This window comes from Amycolatopsis silviterrae, assembly GCF_042684085.1.
GTDB lineage: Bacteria > Actinomycetota > Actinomycetes > Mycobacteriales > Pseudonocardiaceae > Amycolatopsis > Amycolatopsis silviterrae.
In genome coordinates, this window is record NZ_JBHUKS010000027.1 from 227,195 (window position 1) to 246,613 (window position 19,419).

16 protein-coding genes are annotated in these 19,419 nt (G+C 69.0%); 4 read left to right on the top strand and 12 right to left on the bottom strand.

The genetic code is table 11. The annotated features are described in order from the left end of the window. From ACFSVL_RS34885 to ACFSVL_RS34900, 4 genes are read right to left on the bottom strand one after another with little or no spacing between them, the layout of a single operon-like run. On the bottom strand, positions 1-306 hold the full coding sequence (locus tag ACFSVL_RS34885; protein ID WP_378310458.1) for a winged helix-turn-helix domain-containing protein: 306 nt from the start codon (positions 304-306) through the stop codon (positions 1-3). After that, positions 299-946 carry a hypothetical protein gene (locus ACFSVL_RS34890; protein WP_378310460.1) on the bottom strand — a complete coding sequence of 216 codons (648 nt, stop codon included), beginning with the start codon at positions 944-946 and terminating at the stop codon, positions 299-301. Before ACFSVL_RS34890 ends, ACFSVL_RS34885 begins: the two co-directional genes overlap by 8 nt. A 54-nt stretch (positions 947-1,000) precedes the next feature. Next, entirely contained in the window at positions 1,001-1,735 is a 735-nt protein-coding gene (locus tag ACFSVL_RS34895) for an ABC transporter permease (RefSeq protein WP_378310462.1), read from the bottom strand. Further along, entirely contained in the window at positions 1,732-2,634 is a 903-nt protein-coding gene (locus tag ACFSVL_RS34900) for an ABC transporter ATP-binding protein (protein WP_378310463.1), read from the bottom strand. Before ACFSVL_RS34900 ends, ACFSVL_RS34895 begins: the two co-directional genes overlap by 4 nt. Before the next feature lie 287 nt (positions 2,635-2,921). Here ACFSVL_RS34900 and ACFSVL_RS34905 point away from each other — a divergent pair, with 287 nt between their 5' ends. Further along, a complete protein-coding gene (locus ACFSVL_RS34905) occupies positions 2,922-4,088 on the top strand; it encodes a macrolide family glycosyltransferase (RefSeq protein ID WP_378310465.1) in 1,167 nt (388 codons plus the stop codon). Between the two features lie 46 nt (positions 4,089-4,134). On the opposite strand, the gene ACFSVL_RS34910 is transcribed toward ACFSVL_RS34905, so the two are convergent. The 5 genes from ACFSVL_RS34910 to ACFSVL_RS34930 are packed head-to-tail and all read right to left on the bottom strand — an operon-like array spanning position 4,135 to position 9,243. Next, on the bottom strand, positions 4,135-4,935 hold the full coding sequence (locus ACFSVL_RS34910; protein WP_378310467.1) for an aminoglycoside phosphotransferase family protein: 801 nt from the start codon (positions 4,933-4,935) through the stop codon (positions 4,135-4,137). Next, positions 4,935-6,659 (bottom strand): aminotransferase class V-fold PLP-dependent enzyme, encoded by a 1,725-nt coding sequence (locus ACFSVL_RS34915; RefSeq protein WP_378310469.1) that lies wholly within the window; start codon positions 6,657-6,659, stop codon positions 4,935-4,937. The genes ACFSVL_RS34910 and ACFSVL_RS34915 overlap by 1 nt, the downstream gene beginning before the upstream one ends. Next, positions 6,656-7,423 carry an amino acid ABC transporter ATP-binding protein gene (locus tag ACFSVL_RS34920; protein WP_378310471.1) on the bottom strand — a complete coding sequence of 256 codons (768 nt, stop codon included), beginning with the start codon at positions 7,421-7,423 and terminating at the stop codon, positions 6,656-6,658. Before ACFSVL_RS34920 ends, ACFSVL_RS34915 begins: the two co-directional genes overlap by 4 nt. Next, positions 7,416-8,309 carry an amino acid ABC transporter permease gene (locus ACFSVL_RS34925; protein ID WP_378310473.1) on the bottom strand — a complete coding sequence of 298 codons (894 nt, stop codon included), beginning with the start codon at positions 8,307-8,309 and terminating at the stop codon, positions 7,416-7,418. Before ACFSVL_RS34925 ends, ACFSVL_RS34920 begins: the two co-directional genes overlap by 8 nt. Further along, positions 8,296-9,243 (bottom strand): ABC transporter substrate-binding protein, encoded by a 948-nt coding sequence (locus ACFSVL_RS34930; protein WP_378310475.1) that lies wholly within the window; start codon positions 9,241-9,243, stop codon positions 8,296-8,298. Before ACFSVL_RS34930 ends, ACFSVL_RS34925 begins: the two co-directional genes overlap by 14 nt. 99 nt (positions 9,244-9,342) lie before the next feature. Between ACFSVL_RS34930 and ACFSVL_RS34935 the strand changes: the two genes are divergently transcribed. Next, entirely contained in the window at positions 9,343-9,729 is a 387-nt protein-coding gene (locus ACFSVL_RS34935; protein ID WP_378310477.1) for a pyridoxamine 5'-phosphate oxidase family protein, read from the top strand. Positions 9,730-10,424: 695 nt separating this feature from the next. Here ACFSVL_RS34935 and ACFSVL_RS34940 read toward each other — a convergent pair. The 3 genes from ACFSVL_RS34940 to ACFSVL_RS34950 all read right to left on the bottom strand — a co-directional run bounded on the left by ACFSVL_RS34940 (position 10,425) and on the right by ACFSVL_RS34950 (position 15,341). Next, positions 10,425-11,624, bottom strand: coding sequence for a GTPase (locus tag ACFSVL_RS34940; RefSeq protein ID WP_378310872.1), 1,200 nt, complete (start codon positions 11,622-11,624; stop codon positions 10,425-10,427). 569 nt (positions 11,625-12,193) lie between these two features. Then, complete coding sequence (locus ACFSVL_RS34945) at positions 12,194-13,966, bottom strand: dynamin family protein (RefSeq protein WP_378310478.1); 1,773 nt, start codon at positions 13,964-13,966, stop codon at positions 12,194-12,196. A 97-nt stretch (positions 13,967-14,063) separates the two neighbouring features. Next, positions 14,064-15,341, bottom strand: coding sequence for an IniB N-terminal domain-containing protein (locus ACFSVL_RS34950; RefSeq protein WP_378310480.1), 1,278 nt, complete (start codon positions 15,339-15,341; stop codon positions 14,064-14,066). A 304-nt stretch (positions 15,342-15,645) separates the two neighbouring features. On the opposite strand from ACFSVL_RS34950, the gene ACFSVL_RS34955 reads away from it, so the two are divergent. Both ACFSVL_RS34955 and ACFSVL_RS34960 read left to right on the top strand, forming a co-directional pair. Continuing rightward, positions 15,646-16,788: a molecular chaperone DnaK gene (locus tag ACFSVL_RS34955; RefSeq protein ID WP_378310482.1), complete on the top strand. Its 1,143-nt coding sequence runs from the start codon at positions 15,646-15,648 to the stop codon at positions 16,786-16,788. Then, positions 16,785-19,409 carry a helix-turn-helix transcriptional regulator gene (locus ACFSVL_RS34960; protein ID WP_378310484.1) on the top strand — a complete coding sequence of 875 codons (2,625 nt, stop codon included), beginning with the start codon at positions 16,785-16,787 and terminating at the stop codon, positions 19,407-19,409. Before ACFSVL_RS34955 ends, ACFSVL_RS34960 begins: the two co-directional genes overlap by 4 nt. The last annotated feature ends 10 nt before the right edge of the window (positions 19,410-19,419 follow it).

A 19,419-nucleotide genomic window follows, 5' to 3' on the forward strand; every position in this document is an offset into this window, starting at 1 on the left:
TCAGGTCCCAGCGTCCAGGAGCCGCTGCAACGCCTTGGTGTAGCTCTCGAACGCGGCGCGGCCCTTGCTGGTGAGCCGCACCAGCGTGACCGGCGTGCGGTGTTCGTAGGCCTTGGTGATCTCGACGTACTCGGCGTCTTCGAGTTTGCGCAGATGCGTGGAGAGGTTGCCCGCGGTCATCTCCAGCAGCTGCTGCAGACGCGGAAAGGTGATCTGGTCGGCGGGACGCAGCCCGGCGAGCGCGACCGTGACGCGCAGCCGCGCCTGAGCGTGGATTACGGGGTCGAGTTCCGGCAGGTCAGTCACGAGGCCGCACCACGTAGACCAGCGCGGCGACCGCGAACCCGCCGCCGCCGGCGAGCGAAAGGACGAGGAAGTTGCCCGGCACGCCGGCCAGGACGCTCGCCCCGCTGCACGCGATGATCCAGCCGCCGAGGAAGTACTGCCGCAGGTCCTGCCACAGTGTCCCGCCCGCGAGGTAGAGCGCGCCGGTGAGCAGCAGCGAAGTGCCTGACCACAGCAGCGGCACGAGATCCGAGCCCGGCGGGAGGGCCCGGGTGAAGTGGATGTCGATGAGGAACATCCCGGCGAACGAGATCATCCATGTCCAGCCGTACATCGCGCCGATCCGCCGCGACGGCCCGCGGATTCCGCGGCCGCCTTTGCTGCCGTGCCACGCGGAGTACACGATCGCGCCCACCATCAGCACCGCCACGACGATTCCCGCGGCCCAGCCGGGCAGCAACGCCGCGGTCTGGTCGTCAGAGAGGTAGACGAGCCCCCAGCCGACCAGCCAGGTGAACGCCCAGACGGCGAACAGACGCGCCGGGCTGACTCGCAGCTCCCGGCGCGTCCGTTCGTTCTGCCGGGCGATGAGTTCGAGCGATTCGGCTGCGGACAGCGGCTCGCCTTCGTCCTCGACGGGGTCCCCCGCGTCGTCGTTCACCCCGGACCGCCCTTCCCCCGTACTGACCCCGCATGCAGCACGGAAGCTAACACGTCACGCGACCTTCACCGGGCCCAGCCGGAACCGCCGCATCACCACGAGCGCGGGCACGACCAGCCACGCCGCCAGCACGCCGGCCGCCAGTCCGAGCCCGCCTCCGTGGTCCACCGGAAGCGTGCCGACCCGGCCGAGCCAGTACGTAGGGAAGAAGTGCGCGAGCGTGGCCATCCATTCCGGCAAGATCGACAGCGGCATCCACAGCCCGCCGAACACGCCGAGCGGAAGCATCAGCGCGCCGGTCATCGCACCGACCGTGTCGCCCTTGCCGAACAACCCGAGCAGCAGCCCGAGCACCGCGAACGGCAACGCGCCCAGCCACAACGCGACCCCGCTGAGCAGCCACTGCGCCGCAGTCAGGTCCACCCCGCGCAGCGCACCGGCCACGAAGATCACCAGAACCACCGGCAACGCCATCGCCATCGAGGACGCGATCTTCACCAGGAGATAGCCCGGCCCGCGCATCGGCGTGAGCCGCAGCTGCCGCTGCCAGCCGTCAGTCCGCTCAGTCGCGACCCGGGTCCCGGTGAACAACGCGCCGCTCATCGCCCCGTACGCGCCCATGTTGATCATCGTGGTGACGCTCGCCTTGATGCCGTCCGCGCCGACCTGGTCCCCGAAGAGCCCGCCGAACAGCAGGAACATCCCGAGCGGAACCACGATGGTGAACAGCGCGAACTGCGGGCTGCGGACGATGCGCAGGATCTCCAGCCGGAGGTAGACGAGGTTCATCGGAGCGCTCCCTGCGGTTCGTCGGAAGTGAGGGCGAGGAACGCTTCCTCCAGCCCCGCGGAGGTGATCTCGATCGAGCTGGCGTGCGGAAACGCGGTAAGCAACGCCCGGATCGCCAGGTCGGAGTCTGTGCAGTCCAGTTCTGTACGATCGCCCTGTACGTGTGCCCTGGCGACTCCGTCGAGCACCGCCAGAGCTTCCGGACGGGCACCCTGTACGACTGCCCTGATCACTCGCCCGGACACATTCGCGCGCACCTCGTCGACCGCCCCGTCCGCGACGACCTTCCCGTGCCGCATCAGCACGACGCGGTCCGCATAGTCCTCCGCCTCGGTGAGGTAATGCGTGGCGAAGAGGACAGTGCGCCCCGTCGCGGTGAACTCGTGCATCGACGCCCAGAACTCGCGCCGGGCGTCGACGTCCAGCGCCGCCGTCGGCTCGTCCAGGATCAGCAGCTCCGGGTCGCCGGTGAGCGCGAGCGCGTACCGGACCCGCTGGAGCTGGCCGCCGGACAACTTGCCGCACCGCCGCTTCGCGAACTCCCCAATGCCAGCCCGGTCGTAAATCTCCTTGGCGGCCAACGGATTCCGGAACATCGACCGATGCAGTTCGACCAGCTCGGCCGGTGTGACGTCCCGCAGCAGGAATCCGTTCTGCACCATCGCGGCGAGCCGCCCGGAGTCGAGCGCCGCCCGCGGAGCGCCGCCGAACACCTGGACGCTCCCCTCGTCCGGTGCGGCGAGCCCGAGCAGCATGTCGATCGTGGTCGACTTGCCCGCGCCGTTCGGTCCCAGCAGTGCGACGACCTCGCCGCGCCGGACGGCCATGGACACGCCGTCGACCGCGCGGACCTGCTTGAACTGCTTGACCAGGCCGGTCAGCCTGAACGCTTCTGCCATCTCTTCCCCCAGTGCTTCGCTGTCCTCAACTTTGTAACACAAAGTCCGCTGCAATGGAAACCAGTAGGCAATGCGGAGTTGTTCACCTCAGCGAGTCCACACTCGGCCACCCCCGGTGAAATCCGGTTGCTCCCCGCGACCGGCCGCACTACCGTCCCGGCCCATGACGATCTTCGCCCGCTGCCGCCTGTCCTGATCCCGGCACGACCTTCCGGGCCGCCCGCCGCCGGGCGGCCCCTTCCTCGCGTGCCGGACCGCATCCCGTCCGGAAAGGACACTCCCGCCTCATGGGCAAGCACATCGTCGTGGTCGGCTGTTCCGCGCCCAGCCACGTCTACCCCTCGCTGGGGATCATCCGAGAACTGGTGCGCCGCGGGCACCGGGTCAGCTACGTCGTGGGCGAACCGCTCGCCGGACTGGTCGAAGCGACCGGTGCCGACGTCGTCGCGCACCGCACGATCTTCCCGCTCGGCCCGGACGCGGAATGGCCGGAAGACCCGGCCGAAGCGATGCGCGTCTTCCTCGACGAGGCCGTCGCGATCCATCCGCGGCTGATCGAAACCTTCGACCAGGACCGGCCGGACCTGGTGCTCTACGACATCGGCGGCCTCGGCGCCCCGCTGCTGGGCCTCCGCTACGACGTGCCGGCCGTGCAGCTCTCCCCCACCTATGTGGCGTGGGACGGCTACGAGGAAGAACTCGCCGACGTCCTCAAACCGATCCGTACGTCACCGTCCGGAGTGGACTACCACCGCACGTTCACCGGGTGGCTGAAGGAAAACGGGGTCGACGAAGACGCCTGGGCCTGGCTCGCGCGTCCGGTGCCGATCCTGTCGCTGATCCCGCGCGCGATGCAGCCGAACGCGGACCGCGTGCCGACGGACCGCGTACAGTTCGTCGGCCCGTGTCTCGACCCGGCGCGAGCCGCCGAGCAGTGGACGCCCCCGTCCGACGGGAAACCCGTGCTGCTCGTGTCCTTCGGCACCGCGTACAACGACCAGCTCGACATCTACCGGCACTGCATCACCGAGTTCGAGGACTGGCACGTCGTGCTCTCGATCGGCAAGCACGTGTCAAAGGACGACCTCGGACCGCTGCCGGAGTCGGTCGAGGCGCACGAAACAGTGCCGCAGCTGGCCATTCTCGAAGTCGCGTCCGCCTTCATCACGCACGCCGGCATGGGCGGCTGCACGGAATCCCTGTGGTACGGCGTCCCGACCGTCGCCATCCCGCAGGCCGTCGACCAGTTCGGCAACGCCGCGCAGCTGGAGGCGCTGGGCGTCGGCAAGCATCTGCCGGCCGATCAGGTGACCGCCAAGTCCCTCCGCGAAGCTGTCGACGCGGTCAGCGGTTCGCCGGACGTCGCCGCGCGACTCGCCGAACTGCGCGCGGAAATCCGGGCCAATGGCGGCGTCACCGCGGCCACGGACGCGGTGGAGAAGTTCCTGAAATAAGCGCGAGGAGCAGGTCGCGGTCGAACCATGCGCCGCCGGTGTGTTCCTAGTGCAGGTAAGCACTGACCGCCCGGGCCTGGCAGCATCGCGCTGCCAGGCCCGGATCTGTCTGTGCGGCCTGGGAAAACCGGGTGATCAACGCGTTCAGGTCATACGCCCGTTTCATTTTCGCGACAACGGTGAACGCGTCGAATGCCGCCGTCCCACGCCACCCGGCCGGGTCGATCGCCAGCCACGGTTCCCGTCGCGCCCGCAGCACGTTCCCGAAATGCAGGTCACCGTGGAGCATCGTGCCGGTCCGGTCGTCGGCGAGATCCGCGATCAGTTCGCGCGCCTGATCAACCTCCCGCTCCGGCAACAATCCCGGCACCGCCTGTTGATCCAACTGCGCGAGCCACGACCCGGATGTCGAAGCGAGCGACCGCATCCCAGCCGGTGCGGACACGGCCAGCTTGCGGGCCAGCTCTCCCGCGATCTCGGCCGCTTCCTCCGCTCGCACTGTTTCCAGCGTCTCGGGACCAGCGTGTTCGAGCAAAAGCGTGCTGCTGTCCGCGGAGGATGCGAGCAGCCGCACCGCCCCGGCACCGTCGAGGTGCTTCAACGCCGCCGCTTCCGCCGCACAACGCTGATGGGGAAACGAAATCTTGAGCACGGCCGACTGCCCAGGGCATTCGACCGGCAGCACCAACGCCGTCTCCCCGTGCACCGGAGAGCCCGCGACCTGACACCGCCACCGCGCGCAAGCCGCCACCACCAGCTCGGGCAGTTCCCGCAGCCAAGCCTCTCCAGCGGCACCCTCGCGCCGCCGCACCGCCGTCGCCAGCCCGGCCGGTACGACGACGCGCATCAGGCCCGGATCTCGTTGAGGTAGTTGTAAATCGTGTACCGGGTCACCTCGAGCTGGCCCGCCAGATGGTCCACCGCGTCCTTGATCAGGAAGTACCCCGCCTCGTCCAGCTCCCGGACGACCGCCGACTTGTGCCGCTTCTTCATCAGCTCCACCGGGATGCCGGACTTCCCGATCGCCCGCCCGACGAGGAACCGCTGCAGGCTGTCGACGTCCGGCAGGAACGTTTCGTCGCGCTGTTCCTCGGACGTCTGCGCCGCCGCCGGCAGTTCGCTGTTGACGCACAGGCACCCGATCGCCGTGCCTTCGGCGTCGCGCAGGAACAAGGTGGACGACCGGATCTCGCGGCCGTCCGGACTGTGCGTGCGGTAGTTGGTCAGATCCTGCGTCGTGCCGCGGCGGACGAGCCCGAGCAGCAGATCCGTCATCGGCCCGCCGACCGAGCGGCCGGTGAGCTTGCCCGCGATCGCGACGATCGAGTCCGGCAGCCGCGACAGGTCGTGCAGCAGCACCTCGTTGCCCGGCCCGAGCATCGCGGCCAGCCCGTCCACCGCCGGAATCAACGCGGTGAGCAGCTCGTGCGTGGCCGTGCCCGAAGCCGACGAGACCGGCACGACCCGGCGAGGCCGCAGCAACGTTTCCAGCGCATCGCGCACCAGGTCGGCGGCCGCCGCCGGGGTGGACGCGTGCGGCGACAATCGGACATGTTCCGGACGCACCGTCGCCGCGATCCCCGCCGCCGTCAGCGCCGCCCCCACCTGTTCCGCCGGTTTGCCGGGCAGCGAGAACGCGAGGATCCCGGCCCGCCGCTCGGTCGCCGACACGATCTCCGCGCCGAACGAGCGCAGCACGTCCTCCAGCTCGCCGACCCGTTCGCCGATCCGGCCCGCGATCGCCGCGACGCCGGTTTCCTCGACCAGTTCGAGTGCCGCCGCGAACGCCCCGGACGTGACCGGGCTGAGGTTCGAGATCGACCAGCTCGCCGCGGTCGGGTCGGCCGGGTGGATCTCGTTGTCGAACAAGCCCGGGTCGCGCGCGCCGGTCCAGCCGGACAGGATCGGGTCCATGCGTGCCAGCGCCCGGTCGGACAGCACCGCGAACCCGGTGCCCCAGCCAGCCCGCAGCCACTTCTGCCCGCCGACGACGAGCACGTCGGCGACCTCCCACGGCGCGTCGACGACCCCGAACCCCTGGATCCCGTCAACCACCAGCAGCCGGTCGCCCACGACCTCGCGCAACGCGGCGAGATCAGCACGGTAGCCGGTGCGGAAGTCGACCGCGCTCACCGAAACCACCGACGTATCCGGCGTGAGCGCTTCCGCGAGACGGTCAGCCGTGACGTAACCGCCTTCCAGTCGCCGCATCCGCACCCGGCCAGCCTGCTCGGCGCGGGCCCACGGGTACGTGTTCGCCGGAAACTCCGCGGCTGAAACGAGCACTTCGCCGTGGCTGTTAAATGCCGCCTGGAACAGGCCAAGGCTGGTGTGCGGGAGCAGCACGGTGTGGTCGGTGTCGCTGCCGCAGAGCCGCGCGGCCGCCGCTTTCGCCCGGATCTCCTGCCGCATCACCTCGTCCACAGTGGACGGACCGGCCTTGGTCGTCGCCTCGAGGAGCCGCGCAGTGGTGTCGAGCACGGCGTGCGACGGCGGCCCGAACCGCGCGAAGTCCAGGTAACCGGCGGGCTCGTCGAACTGGAGCAGGTACCGGGGCGGGATCCGGGTCACGAGAGGACCCGCGCGAGGAACTGCCGCGTGCGCTCGTGTTCCGGCGCTTTCAGCACCCGCTCCGGCGGCCCGGTTTCGACCACCGCGCCGTCGGCGAGGAAGACCACCTCGTCGGCGGCCTCCGCGGCGAAGGCCATCTCGTGCGTCACGACCACCATCGTCATCCCCTCCCGAGCCAACGTACCCATCACCGCGAGCACTTCCCCGACCAGCTCGGGGTCCAATGCGGACGTCGGCTCGTCGAACAGCATGAGTTTCGGCTTCATCGCCAGCGACCGGGCGATCGCGACGCGCTGCTGCTGCCCACCGGACAGTTGCCCTGGGTAAGCGCCCGCTCGGTCCACGAGCCCGACGCGGTCCAGCAGGTCCAACGCCTCTTCGCGGGCCCGCGCCGGATCGACGCCGAGCACCCGCACCGGCCCCTCGACCACGTTCTCCAATGCCGTCCGGTGCCCGAAGAGGTTGAACCGCTGGAAGACCATGCCGATGTCACGACGCTGCCGTGCGACGTCTTTCTCCCGCAGTTCGTACAGCTTGCCGCCGCGCAACTTGAACCCGATCGGCTCGCCGTCCACCCAGACCTGGCCGCCGTCGATGGCCTCAAGATGGTTGAGGCAGCGCAAAAACGTGCTCTTCCCCGCCCCGGACGGCCCGAGCAGGCACACGACCTGTCCTTTGTAGACCTCCAGGTCGATGCCCTTGAGCACCTCGGTGTGCCCGTAGTTCTTGCGCACCCCGACAGCCTTCAGCAGCGGCTCAGACACGCGCACCCCTCACTAGCGGCATCCCCTTGAGCGCCTTCCCGACCCGCGCGGCCGGACCCCGGTCAGCCGCCCCGAACGATCGTTCAAGGTAGTGCTGGCCGACGCCGGCCACGCTGACCACGACCATGTACCAGATCGCCGCCGCGATCAGCGTCTCCATCACGAGCAGGTTGTTGGACGAGATGTTGTTGGACGCGTGGATCAGCTCGGTCACGCCGATCACCGACGCCATCGACGTGCCCTTGAGCATGTTGATGAAGTCGTTGCCGGTCGGCGGGATGATCACGCGCATGGCCTGCGGAAGCACGACCCGGCGCAGCGTCGCGCCCGGCGTCATGCCGATGGACTTCGCCGCCTCGGTCTGCCCGGAGTCCACACTGCTCAGCCCTGCACGGACGATCTCCGCCATGTACGCGCTCTCGTTCAGCGCGAGCCCGAGCAGCGCCGCGGTGAACGCGCTGATCAGCACGTTCGTCGGTTCGTGGACGAGATAGCCGCCGAAGGGCAGCGGGAGCGAGACGGTCGGGAAGATCAGCGCCAGGTTGTACCAAAGGAGGATCTGCAGCAGGACCGGAAGCCCGCGGAACAACCAGATGTAAGCCGCCGCGAACCACTTCGCGACCGGGTTGGCGCTGAGCCGCAGCAACGCGATCAGGATGCCGAGCACGATCGCGATCGCCTGCGCGATCACCGCCAGCACGACGGTGTTGAGCAGTCCGAGCGCCATCACGCGGTAGAAGACGAAGTCGGGCACCGACCCCCACTCGATCTGCGCCTGCGCCAGCGCGAAACCCAGCAGCACCAGCAGCACGACGATCACCGCCGCACTGACCCAGCGACCCCAATGCCGCAACCGGACGATCGGCAGCGGTTCAGCTTCCGCCATTGACGGCCGCCTCCTTCACCGCGCCCTGCTCGACGCCCCAGGACTGCAGGATCTTGCCGTAGGTCCCGTCAGCGACGAGCGACTGCAACGCCTGTTTGACCGCGTCCCGCAGCTTCGTATTGTTCTTGGCGAAGCCCATCCCGTACGGCCCGCCCTCGAGCGGCTGGCCAGGCACGACCTCGAAGAACTTGCCGTCGCCCGCGGTGCGCGAGATGTAAACCGCGCTCGGCAGATCATTGAGGATCGCCGCGACACGACCGGTGCGCAGCTGATTCTGGTTCTGGTTGTCGCTGTCGGTCGCCGTGACCGTGATCGCCGGCTTGCCCGCCTGCGTGCATTTCGCACTCTGCGCGGTGGCGAACTTCTGGTGACTAGTGCCCTGTACGACTGCCACGTTCTTGCCGCACAACGTGTCCGGCCCGGTGATGCCGTCCGGATTGCCCTTGCGGATCATGATCGTGATCCCGGACGAGAAGTAGTCGACGAAGTCGATCTGCCGCTGGCGTTCCTTGGTGTCGTTCATCGCCGCCATGGTCAGGTCGACGCGACCGGACTGCAGGCTGGTGATCAGCGACCCGAACGCCAGATCCTGGTAAGCGACGGTCACCCCGAGCTTCGCCCCGACCGCCTTGGCCAGATCCACCTCGTACCCGATCGGCGTTTTGCCGTCCGCGGCGTAGAAATTGTTCGGCGCGGACTGGATATTGGACGCCAACCGCAACGTCTTGACCTGCCCGACCGCCGCCGGCAACGCCTGAACGAGCTGCGGATCAGCCTTGATCGCACCGAGCAACGCGCTGTTGTCCGGGACAGCGCCCGGTTTCTGCTGCTGCCCGCCGCCGGCCCCGTCTGGACCTCCTCCGCAGGCGGCGGCGAACACGAGCAGGGCGCCCAGCAGCGCGGCCTGCCAGGCACGAGAACGAAGCGACGACATGCGGGCCCTCCAGGACGTCGTTGGTTCCGCGGGACGCTACAACTGGTTGTTAAAGAGGTCAACAAGCAGTTGAAATCCTGTCTCGTCTAGCGTGCGGACATGACACTCGACGAGGGCTTCCGCCAGTTCTGGACCGAACGGCGGCTCGCGTCGCTCACGACGGTGCGCCCGAACGGAACGCCGCACGTAGTCGCGGTTGGCGTGACGGTCGACTTCGAACAAGGCATCGCCCGCGTGATCGCCTCCGGAACCTCCTACAAGGCCCGCCTCATCCGCGCCGCCGGCGACACCGGCTTGGCCGCCGCGGTATGCCAATTCGAGGGCCGGACCTGGTCCACGCTGGAAGGCCGAATCCGCCTCCTGGACGACGCCGCTTCCGTCCGCGACGCCGAAGAGCGCTACGCCCAGCGGTACCGGCAACCGCGGGAGAACCCGCAGCGAGTCGTCCTGGAACTCACTATCGGACGAGTCCTGGGCAACGCCTGACGTTCCAGCTGTTGCCCCGGCCCCGACCCCGGTTCTTACTTCCGCTCCGGCCCCAGTTTGTTCTTGCTCCCGTTCTCGCCGCGGCGTCGGTTCCTGCTCCGACCTTGCTCCTACCCAGCTCTTCGATCCGTTCCCGCTCCAGCCCCGTCACCCATGCCGAACCCAGCTCCTAGACCCGTGGCCGCCCCTGCTCCAGCCGGCCCTCTGCTTCCGCCTCTGCCAGAACGATCCCCGCCTACGCCCGATCAGACCCTCTCCATCACGTTATGCAGCAATGCTTCCCGCCAACGCCACCAATCCCGGTCAAACCCACTCCGCGCCGATACCCGCCGCCAAGCCCCGCTCCGGCCCCACGCTGCACGACCCGCACTGACCAGTCGCCCTGATCAACCGCCCCAGCCAGTCGCCTCAGCCGACTGTCTCGGTCAGGTGCCTCAGTCAACAGCGCAGGTCGATCTCCCCAACCGATCTCCCCGAACGACTGACCCGGCCGATCTCCCAGCCAACCGCGCTGGCCGATCTCCAGCCAATCTCTCCGGTCAACTGCCCCGGTCGACTGTCCCGACCGATCGCACCAGTCGACCGTCCAGGGCGACCGCCCAGGTCGGTTGCCCAAGCCAACTGCCCCAGCCAACCGCCTCGATCAACCGCCCCAGCCAGTCGCCCCGGCCGGCTGCCTCGGTCAGGTGCCCCAGTCAGACGAACTGCGCCAGCAACCCTTCCGCACTGCGCACCACAACCTGCGCCGCAGCCCGCTCCGCCAGCGCCCGGTCCGGCCGCTCCGCCTCATGCCGCCACCGCATCACCGCGTCAAGACCGGCGTCGTACATCTCGCGCGGATCCGTACCCTCCACGAGCCCCAGCCGCTCTTCCGATGTCGTCCCCTCGGCACCCAGCAACCGCACGGCTTCCTCCGCCGACTCCCCCGTCAACGCCGTACGCCCGCCGCGGATGTCCGCGATCAGCCGCAACTCGCGGAAGTCATGCGCACTAGCCGAAAACCGCTCAACCCGCGCCGCGAGCCGGTCACTGTGCGGTCGAGGTTCCGCGTTCAACACGGTCTCCAACCGAATCACCGCAGTCCGCGCGCGCAAAGCGTCGGCACGCGCGGCGAAACAACCCGCAATGGTGTCGCGAAGCTCGCCAAGGCCGCTACGCCGCACCAGTTCCGTCGACAGCTTCATTCGGTCGTCACAGCCCGTACGGATCAACGTCAGCGCAAGCTTCACCCCGAACAACCCGAAGCGCACCACCAACGACCGTCGCGTCTCTACTGACACCGGCCCTGGGAATGCGGGATCAGTAAAGGTATCCACCGACAGCAGATACCTCTCCAGCTCCTCACGCGGCACAGCCGCGAAGGCCGCGAGAAGCTCGAACTCGTCATCAGTGAACGCGCGCGCCCCGTACGCAAGCTGCGCCGCCACAGCGATCACGCCTTGGAACCCGCTGCACAGCGGATCTTCGCGCCACGCGCGCCGCGCGATCTGCTTCGCGGTAAGCAGTGCGTCAATCCGTCCCGCGCCCGTCTCGTCCGCACGCGCGAGCACCAGGATCGTGTCGACCGCTGTCTGCCGCGCGAACGTCGAAGGAGCTGTCGGACGCAACGTCGCCAACTGGTCAGGCTCAAGGTGGCGAAGTAGCCGTACGGACGCGTCAGTGAGCGTCGAAGCATGCGGCGCGTCCAGAAACTCCAGATCGCGCAACGCCCGCGTCGGCCAGTCCCCCAACGCCGCAGCCAGCGTGGACTTCCCCGTCCCCGCAGTGCCGCCGATGCTCACCCGAAGCGGCTCGTCGAGATGGTCAAGCGCTTCCCTCAGCAACGCCGAAGCCCGCGGGCTGTCGCGGTAGTACGCACAAGCATCCGCCAGAAGAGCCCGAACGTCCTCAACCACGCGCGACACCACTCCTCACTCGACTCACACCACCCAGCACAGCCCCGAACATCCTTGACTACCCGGCAACGCCCCGCTCACCGAACACCGAAGCCGGCCACAGCCAATCCAGCCACCGCTCCCAAAACGCCCTCAACCACCCAAGAACGCCGTCTCCCCGCGCCCGCGACCGACCTCCACAGCTCAGTCGCACCTCCCCACCTCAGCGCTCGTAACCGAAGCGGCTCGACCCCGCCAAAGCACGCCGCAACTCACCAGCCACCTACCGCGGCTCGGTCCAAGCTCGCGGCCATAGCGAACGCCCCAACCCGTAAAGAGCCAACCCGCTCCCACGATGCGGAAGCACTCAGCGGCCACAGACAAAGCACCTGCTCTCAGAAGCCGCCCACAGCCAGCACCGGACCCCGGCAAAGGCCGAGTCCGCTGAACCAATCCCCCAACACCGCCGAAGCCCGGCAAGCCAAGCCGAAGTTACGCATACAGTTCGCCCGGCACCCGATTCGCCAGCATCCCCGGCGCACCAACCCGCAAAACCATCACCACCGCCGCACCAACCAGCCCGGCCGAGGTCACGCAGGCAGCTCCTTAGGCGTCCGGTTGGCCAGCATCCCCAGCTCCCCAGCCCGCTTGTGCAACCCCGCGAGCCGGTCGATCTCCCGCCGCAGCGACGCACTACGGCGTTCCCGCTCGGCCGACCCGGCGATGATCATCTCGCGTTCCCGCGTCAGCTCGTCGGCAAGACCGTCCGCGAGGTCGGTGAAGTGGTCCCGCAACCGTCGCTGCACGTGCCGGATCGCGTCGCGGCATTCCTTGCTGAACCGCAGGAACACGTCGTCGACGTGCCGTTGCGCGGTCATCTTGGCCACCGCCTGCCGGCGTTGCAGCCGCATCCCGCCCTCGTCGCTGATCGTCTTCGCCGCGAACGCGACCCCGGCCCCGATCGACACCGGGTTGATCAACGGCAACCCCGCCAGCCCGGTCACCAGGCCGAACATCAGCACGCCGCCGTACGAACCGCGCAACCCGGTGAAGGCCTTCTGCCCGATCTTGAACCGCTCGATCCGCGGCTGCCGCACCTCGGCGATCCGGTCCGCGCCGGAGTCGGTCAGGGCCAGTTCCGGCAGGTCGTACTGTGCGCCGAAGCTGACCGCAACCGCTTGCGCGATCCACTCCGCGCGTTCGGCCGCGAACGTGTAGGTCGTCTCGACTGCTTCCGCGAGCGTGCTGTCCAACCACGGCCCGAACTCGTCCCACACCTTCACCGGGTCTCCGCGGTCGAAGGTCTCGTCGATCGTCTCGACGATCTTCCGGGTGCGTTCGCGCAGGTCGTATTCCGCGTCGGACTGCAGGTCGGCGATCTCGTCGGACAGGAGGTTCTGCCAGCGGGCGTTGCGGCGACGCAGTTCGTCGGCGCGACGTTGAGACCGTTGCAGCAACGTCGTCTGGTCAACGCCTGCTTCCTGCCCCGCAGCCTCGGCCCGCGCCCGCAACGTCTCGACCAACTCCGCCGCCGCCGCGCGCACACTCACGGCGGCAAGCAATGCGGCCGTGCTCTCCGCCGGCCGCGAAACCTGCGTCGCGATCCAGGAAAGCAGCTCCGGGAACCCAGACCGCGCGTTGAGGTCTTGATCGCCGCCCTTCGCCGCGGCGAAACGAACCGTCGCGGACACCGGCAGCACCGGCGAATCGATCCCGGCCCCGGACAACGCGGTCCGATTCTGTTCGGCGACCACGCGCCATCCCGCACTGACATCGATCTTGGTCAACGCGACCACCACGTGCGGACACCACGTCCGGATGTGATGTGCCAGCGCCAGCTCAGCCTGGTTCAACGGAGCGGCGGCGTCGGAAACGAGAATGACCGCGTCGGCGTCCGCGAGAACGTCCAGTGCGGCAGCCGTGCGAGGCGACCGCGGGTCACCGATCGCCGGAGTGTCGATGAGCACCAGGCCCGCGGACAGCAAATCGCGCGGTACTCCGACTTCAACCCGCCGCAGCGATCCGGCAGGCCGGGCACCGACCTCCCCGGTCAACTGCTCTATCTCGACCGGTATGCGTTCGTCAGCACGTCCGACGAGCGTCGCGCCGGGTTCGGCCGCGTATCCGACCTCGATCGGCACGGAAGGAGTCGCCGCGTCGCCGACCGGGCAGACCGGCGCGTTGAGCACCGCGTTGACCAGGTAGCCCTTGCCCTGTTTAGGGAATCCGAGCACGGCGATCCGCGTGCCCCCGGGCGACCGGTCCTGACGCCGACGAAGTCGCTGGGCCAGGTCTTCGCGGCCGTGCGCCCGGCAGGCATCCGAGGTCTCGGAGAGCACTTCGAGCCAAGCTGGAGCCGTCACGGCGAACCAGTGTCCCCCGTGCACGGGGAGTATCCGAACCGGGTGGTGGCTCCGCGGTCGCACCCAGACCGCGGAGCCACTCCCGAATTACCCTTGCTCAGAGGGAAATGTGCAGCTCACCGCCGCCGTGCGAGGTCTCCGCACCGGCGTGCAGGTCAAGACCGAGGCCCTGGTGGCCGAGGTCGGACACGGTCGAAACGGTGTCGTGGACCGCGCCGACGCCAGCGTCGGTCCCGGTGTGCGCCTCGGTGGCGGCGTCGGAACGCTCGGCCTCGCCGTGCGAGATGAGCGAGTGCGCCTGCTGGGTCACTCCGTTGACGGCGTGGTTCAGCCCGTCGGCGCTGAGCGCGCTGCTCAGGCTGCCGACGTTCCCGGTGACGGTGCCGACAGCCTCGGTCGCGTGGTCAGCGACCTGCCCGGCGGAGTTCGCGACCGGCAGATCGCCGACGCTGACCGGCGCGGCTGCGGCGAGTTCGCCGCCGACGTGCTGCACCTGCGAGATGGCACCGTCAGCCGCGGCGGCCGCCTGCCCGCTGGCCTGCGCGACAGCGCTGGAGTCCAGCCCGTTGGCCAGGTCGTTGCCCAGGGCGAGTGCACTGGTCGGGTTCTGCACCAGCGCGGTGACGGACGCGGCAGCGTTCTGGACGTCGCCGACGCCCGGCACCGAGGGCAGCCCCGGAACTGCCGGAACGCCCGGCACCGCCGGCAGCTCGCCGACCGCGGGGATCGCCGGAACGGCCGGAACCGCACTCGCGACGTCGCTGACGCCAGGCAGCGCGCCGACGCCCGGAAGAGCACCAGCACCCGGCAGCTCGCCAAGACCCGGCAGCTCGCCGAGACCAGGCACCGCCGGCAGCTCGCCGAGGCCCGGCAGGTCGCCGGCCGCGGGCAGCGCCGAGGCACCGGCCACGTCGCTGACGACAGGCAGTTCGCTGAGCCCAGGCACGTCACCGACAGCGGGAAGCGCGCCGGCACCCGGCAGCTCGCCGAGGCCGGGCAGCTCGCCCACGCCCGGCACCGCCGGCAGGTCGCCGAGGCCCGGAAGCCCAGGCGCGCCCACGGACGCCGCCGCGCCGCCTGCCGGAAGGCCGAGCGAAGCGGTGAGCGCCTGCAGCTGCTCGATCGCGCCCTGCGGGCCGTCGGCGAGCGCGGTGTTCAGGTCGCCCGCCTGGGGCAGGTGGCCGAGCGAGGCCAGGTTGTCCACCGGGACGTAATCGAGCACCAGCGGCGCGACCTCGTTCACGTCGGCGGCGCTGATGTCGCCCAGCCCGGCAGCGGCCAGCGCGGCCTGCGGGTCCTGGCCGAAAGCGGCGAGCGCGGACGGGTCCTGCAGCAAAGTGAGCGTGAAGTCGTGCAGAGTCTGCACCGAGTCCATGGGGGGATCTCCACTTGTAGTGATTACGGGGGATGCCCGGCCCTCCCCGGCCGGGCGTGGCGATCAAGGTAGGGACGGGGCGCCCCCGCTCACATCGGGGTTTACACCCAGTCGCGCCTCGCTCAGCCGTTAGGGGGTCGATATGAGATCGTTAGGGAGTTAGGGGATAGGACACGCGGAACCCGGTTGGGTTAAATCCCACCCCACCCTTGCCCGTCTGACCCGAACGGGTGAGGATGCGTATGCGTTGAGTGAGTTACGCCCCTTGGCCGAACCCGGACTGCGACGAAGGGAGGAAGCGGCGGTGCCCTACGTGCTCGGCATCGACCTCGGCGCTGCCCGGACCCACGCCGCGCTCCGTCGCAGGCAGGGTGACCGGTGGGACGATCCTGAGCCGCTGTGGCTGGGCGAGACCGCGCCGGCGACCGCGTCCGCGCTCTTCCTCGACGACGAGGGTTACCTGCTCACCGGCGATGCCGCCGCTCAGGCCGGCGCTGCCGTGCCATCCCAGCTGATCACCGGTTTCCATCGGCGCATCGGCGACGACGTGCCGGTATTCATCGGCAGCGAACCGTTCACGCCGGAATCCCTGACAACAGTCTTCATCGAAGGCGTCGCCGACGTCGCCGCAAGCCAGACCGGCGGACCGCCGCGCCAGCTCGTCGTCACCCACCCTGGTGACTGGGGCGGTTACCGACGTGAACTCCTGCGCCAGGCGCTGGCGGAGTCCGGATTCACGGCGGTCACTCTCGTCCCCAGCGCGGTCGCCGCGCTCTACGCCCACCTCCCGGAACCTGGTGCGGGCGACCGGGCGGCCGCCGTGTGCGAGTTCGGTCCGGACGGCGTCACCGTCACCTTGGCGACCGCTTCGGGAGCCAGCGGTTGGATCGCCCGCACCAGCACCGAAGGTGTCGCCCCCAGCTCCGCGATCACCACCGCGTTCGGACTCGCGCAAGCAGCCAACGTCACCCCGGAGTCACTGGCCGGCATCGTGTTCTGCGGAGACCCCGCCCCGGGCGCCCTCCCAGGGCGACTGCCCTGCCCGTTCTTCACCGGCCCCCAACCCGCGCACACGGCCGCCTTCGGCGCCGGCATCCTGGCCAGCCAGCGGACGAGGCCCCTCGCACGGCGGGAAGCCCCCGCCCCCGAAACCACCTTGCTGCCGCGAGTCGACCGCGAACCCGAACTTCCCGAAAGACCCGAGCGGCCGCCGGTGGACATCACTCCATTCGCGCTGCCGGAGCCCGAGGGCGCTGCCAAACTGTTGCGTCGATGGCGGCCACTCGCCGCCGCGGCGGCGGTGCTCGCGATCAGCTCCTCGATCCTGATCGCGGTCCTCACGTCCCACGAAGCGACCGCAGACAAAGAACCTGCTTCTCCCCGTCCCCCTGTCCTGAGTTCGTGTGCCCACCCAGCCACAACTCCCTCCGGTGAAGGTCACTGTTGAACGCACTGCTGGCGAAAACCGGCAACGACGCCGTCCACCCCGCAGCCCGCCGCCTCCTTGAACAACTCGCCGACACTCCCGCGGCCCCAGTCCGGCTCGTGGTCGTGGCCCCGGGCGGCTACGGCAAGACTGCGCTGCTGGACGCCCTCGGCCGCAGCTACCGCGAAGCAGGAGTCGAAGCCACTGTCATCGACGACGCAGACCAACTCGGCGACGAAGACCTGGCCAGGCTCACCATCCTCGCTGCCGCCAAAGAGGGACCGCTCGTGGTGGCCCACCGCCCAAACCCCCGCGCGCAAGCACTGCGGGCTCTAGGCGAAACACTGTTGCTGCCACCACTGACTGTCGATGAAGTCGGCAAACTCGCGAAGCAACTCACCGGCCGCACTGCGGACGCCTCCACCCTGCACGCCAGCACCGGTGGTGTCCCCCGCCTCGTGGAGCGTGTCGTAACAGCCCGCCTCGCCGACTTCCGCGCCGAACTGGCCGCATTGGACGACGACGTTCTCCGCTACCTCATCGCCGCCGAAGCCGGCGCGGCCCGCAACTTGGACCTGCTCTGTTCCTTGCTGGAGCGCACCCCAGACGAACTGCCCGAAGTCGTCGACGGAGCCCGCGCGACCGGCCTCCTCGATGCCGAAGACACTCTCCTGCCAGCCGCCGCCGAAGCAGTGCGCGCTTACGGTCCGCCAGCCCGTCGCCTTGCGGTGCTGCAACAACTCGTGGAAGCACAACTGACCCGCGGCCTGCCCGTACTAGACCTCGCAACCTCGCTCCTCGATGCCGGCAGCTCAGGTGCCTCCGCTGCAACCGCATTCGCAACCGCCGCAAACGAGGCACTGCCCACTGACCCGAAGCTCGCCGCGCGCCTCTTCGAAGCCGCAGCCGAAGCCGGTGCCCGCGACGCCGCGACCACCACCGGCTGGGCTCGCGCCGCCGCACTGTCCGGAGACCTGGACACCGCCCTCCGCCTAGGTGACGGCATGCTGTCCGGCGAAGACCCCGAAGCCCGAGCCGCCGGTGCAGAGATCGCCGCGACAGTCCTAGCCCACCGCGGCGAACTGGCCCGAACCGCAGAGCTGTACCGCTGGGCCGCAGCCACCGACAACTGGTCTCGCTCAGCTTCGCCTGGCAACGAAAATCCAGACGCCACAGCCACGAACCACCCGGCTCCGGCCGCTTCGACACACCCGCAAACCTCCGCATACCCCCAGCACGCAAACACTGACGGGACGCCAAGCCACCCCAATCCCGCAGCACCAACCGGATACGCCGCCAACGGCAATGCCTCGTTCGCAACCTCACCCCAGCCAAGCGGCGAAAGCTATCGCTGGGTAGGTCCTGGCGCAGTGGATGCATTCGCCACGATCGCGCTCGTCGGAACCGGTCAGGCAACCGACGGTCCAGCTGTCGCCAACTCCCCCATGGCGGGAGTCGCACCGACGTTGTTCACCGGTGCCGCCGCGCGAACAGCGAGCGGGATCGTGGAATCGGTATCCGGTTGCGGGACAGAAGCATTGCAAACACTCGTAGGCGCCGCAGCAATGCTCGAACCAACAGTCGGCGGCGCTCCGCTTCCAGACAGCCCCGCAGCGCTCGCAGCGCTCGCCGGCCTGCACGCTGGTGAACTGGCACTCGCAGAATCAGTACTGGAACGAGCACTGGCGAGCAGCGTCGGCGGCGACCTGCTCGCCACCCGCCACCGGCTGCTCCTCGGCTGGGCTGCGATGACCGGCGGCCACCTCGCCGCCGCGACTGAACATCGAGACGCAGTCGCCGGCACCAAGCTGGAAGCCCGTGACGAACTGTTCTTTGCAGCGCTGGAACTCGGCCTCGCCCGACGGGCGAGCGACCTGGTCGGGCTGCAACAGTCGTGGGAACGCGCGTATCAGGCGTCCATGCGCCAGCAAGTGGACTTGTTCACCCTGCTGCCGTTGGGCGAACTCGCCATCGCAGCCGCCCGAACCGGTGCTCATGCCAAGTTGTCCCGCCGGCTCGAACGCGCCCACGCCATGCTGGACCGTCTCGGCAATCCTCCTTTGTGGACAGTTTCGTTGTGCTGGCATGAGCTGCATGCCGCGATCACCACAGAAGACCGCGCTACCGCCGAACGACAACTGGCTGCCTTGAACCGCTTCGCTGACTGCGGCCGCTATCCGGCTGCACTCGCCCGCGCCGCCGGATGCTGGCTCGCGGTGCTCAGCGGCACGTTCGATCCGAGCGAAATCTCCTCAGCAGCTGCGGAACTGCACGAACTGGACCTGTGCTGGGACGCTGCCCGGCTAGCCGGGCAAGCCGCGATTCGCACCTCGGACCGCAAGGCGATGGTCCAGCTCCTCGAAGCCGCTCGGCAGTTCCAAGGCACGACCGGACGTCTTGAATCCGCCGCCCCGACGCCCGGCGCTGCGACCGGTTTGAGCGCGCTGAGCGAGCGCGAACTGGAGGTCGCCCGCCTGGTCGTCGATGGCCTGACTTACAAGCAGGCTGGCAGCAAGCTCTTTATCTCCGGCAAGACTGTCGAACACCACATGGCCCGCATCCGCGGCAAGCTCGGTGCCACAGACCGCCGCGAGCTGCTTGCGACCCTGCGCGAACTCCTCGCCAAACCCACGGTGCACTGACGCACGAACG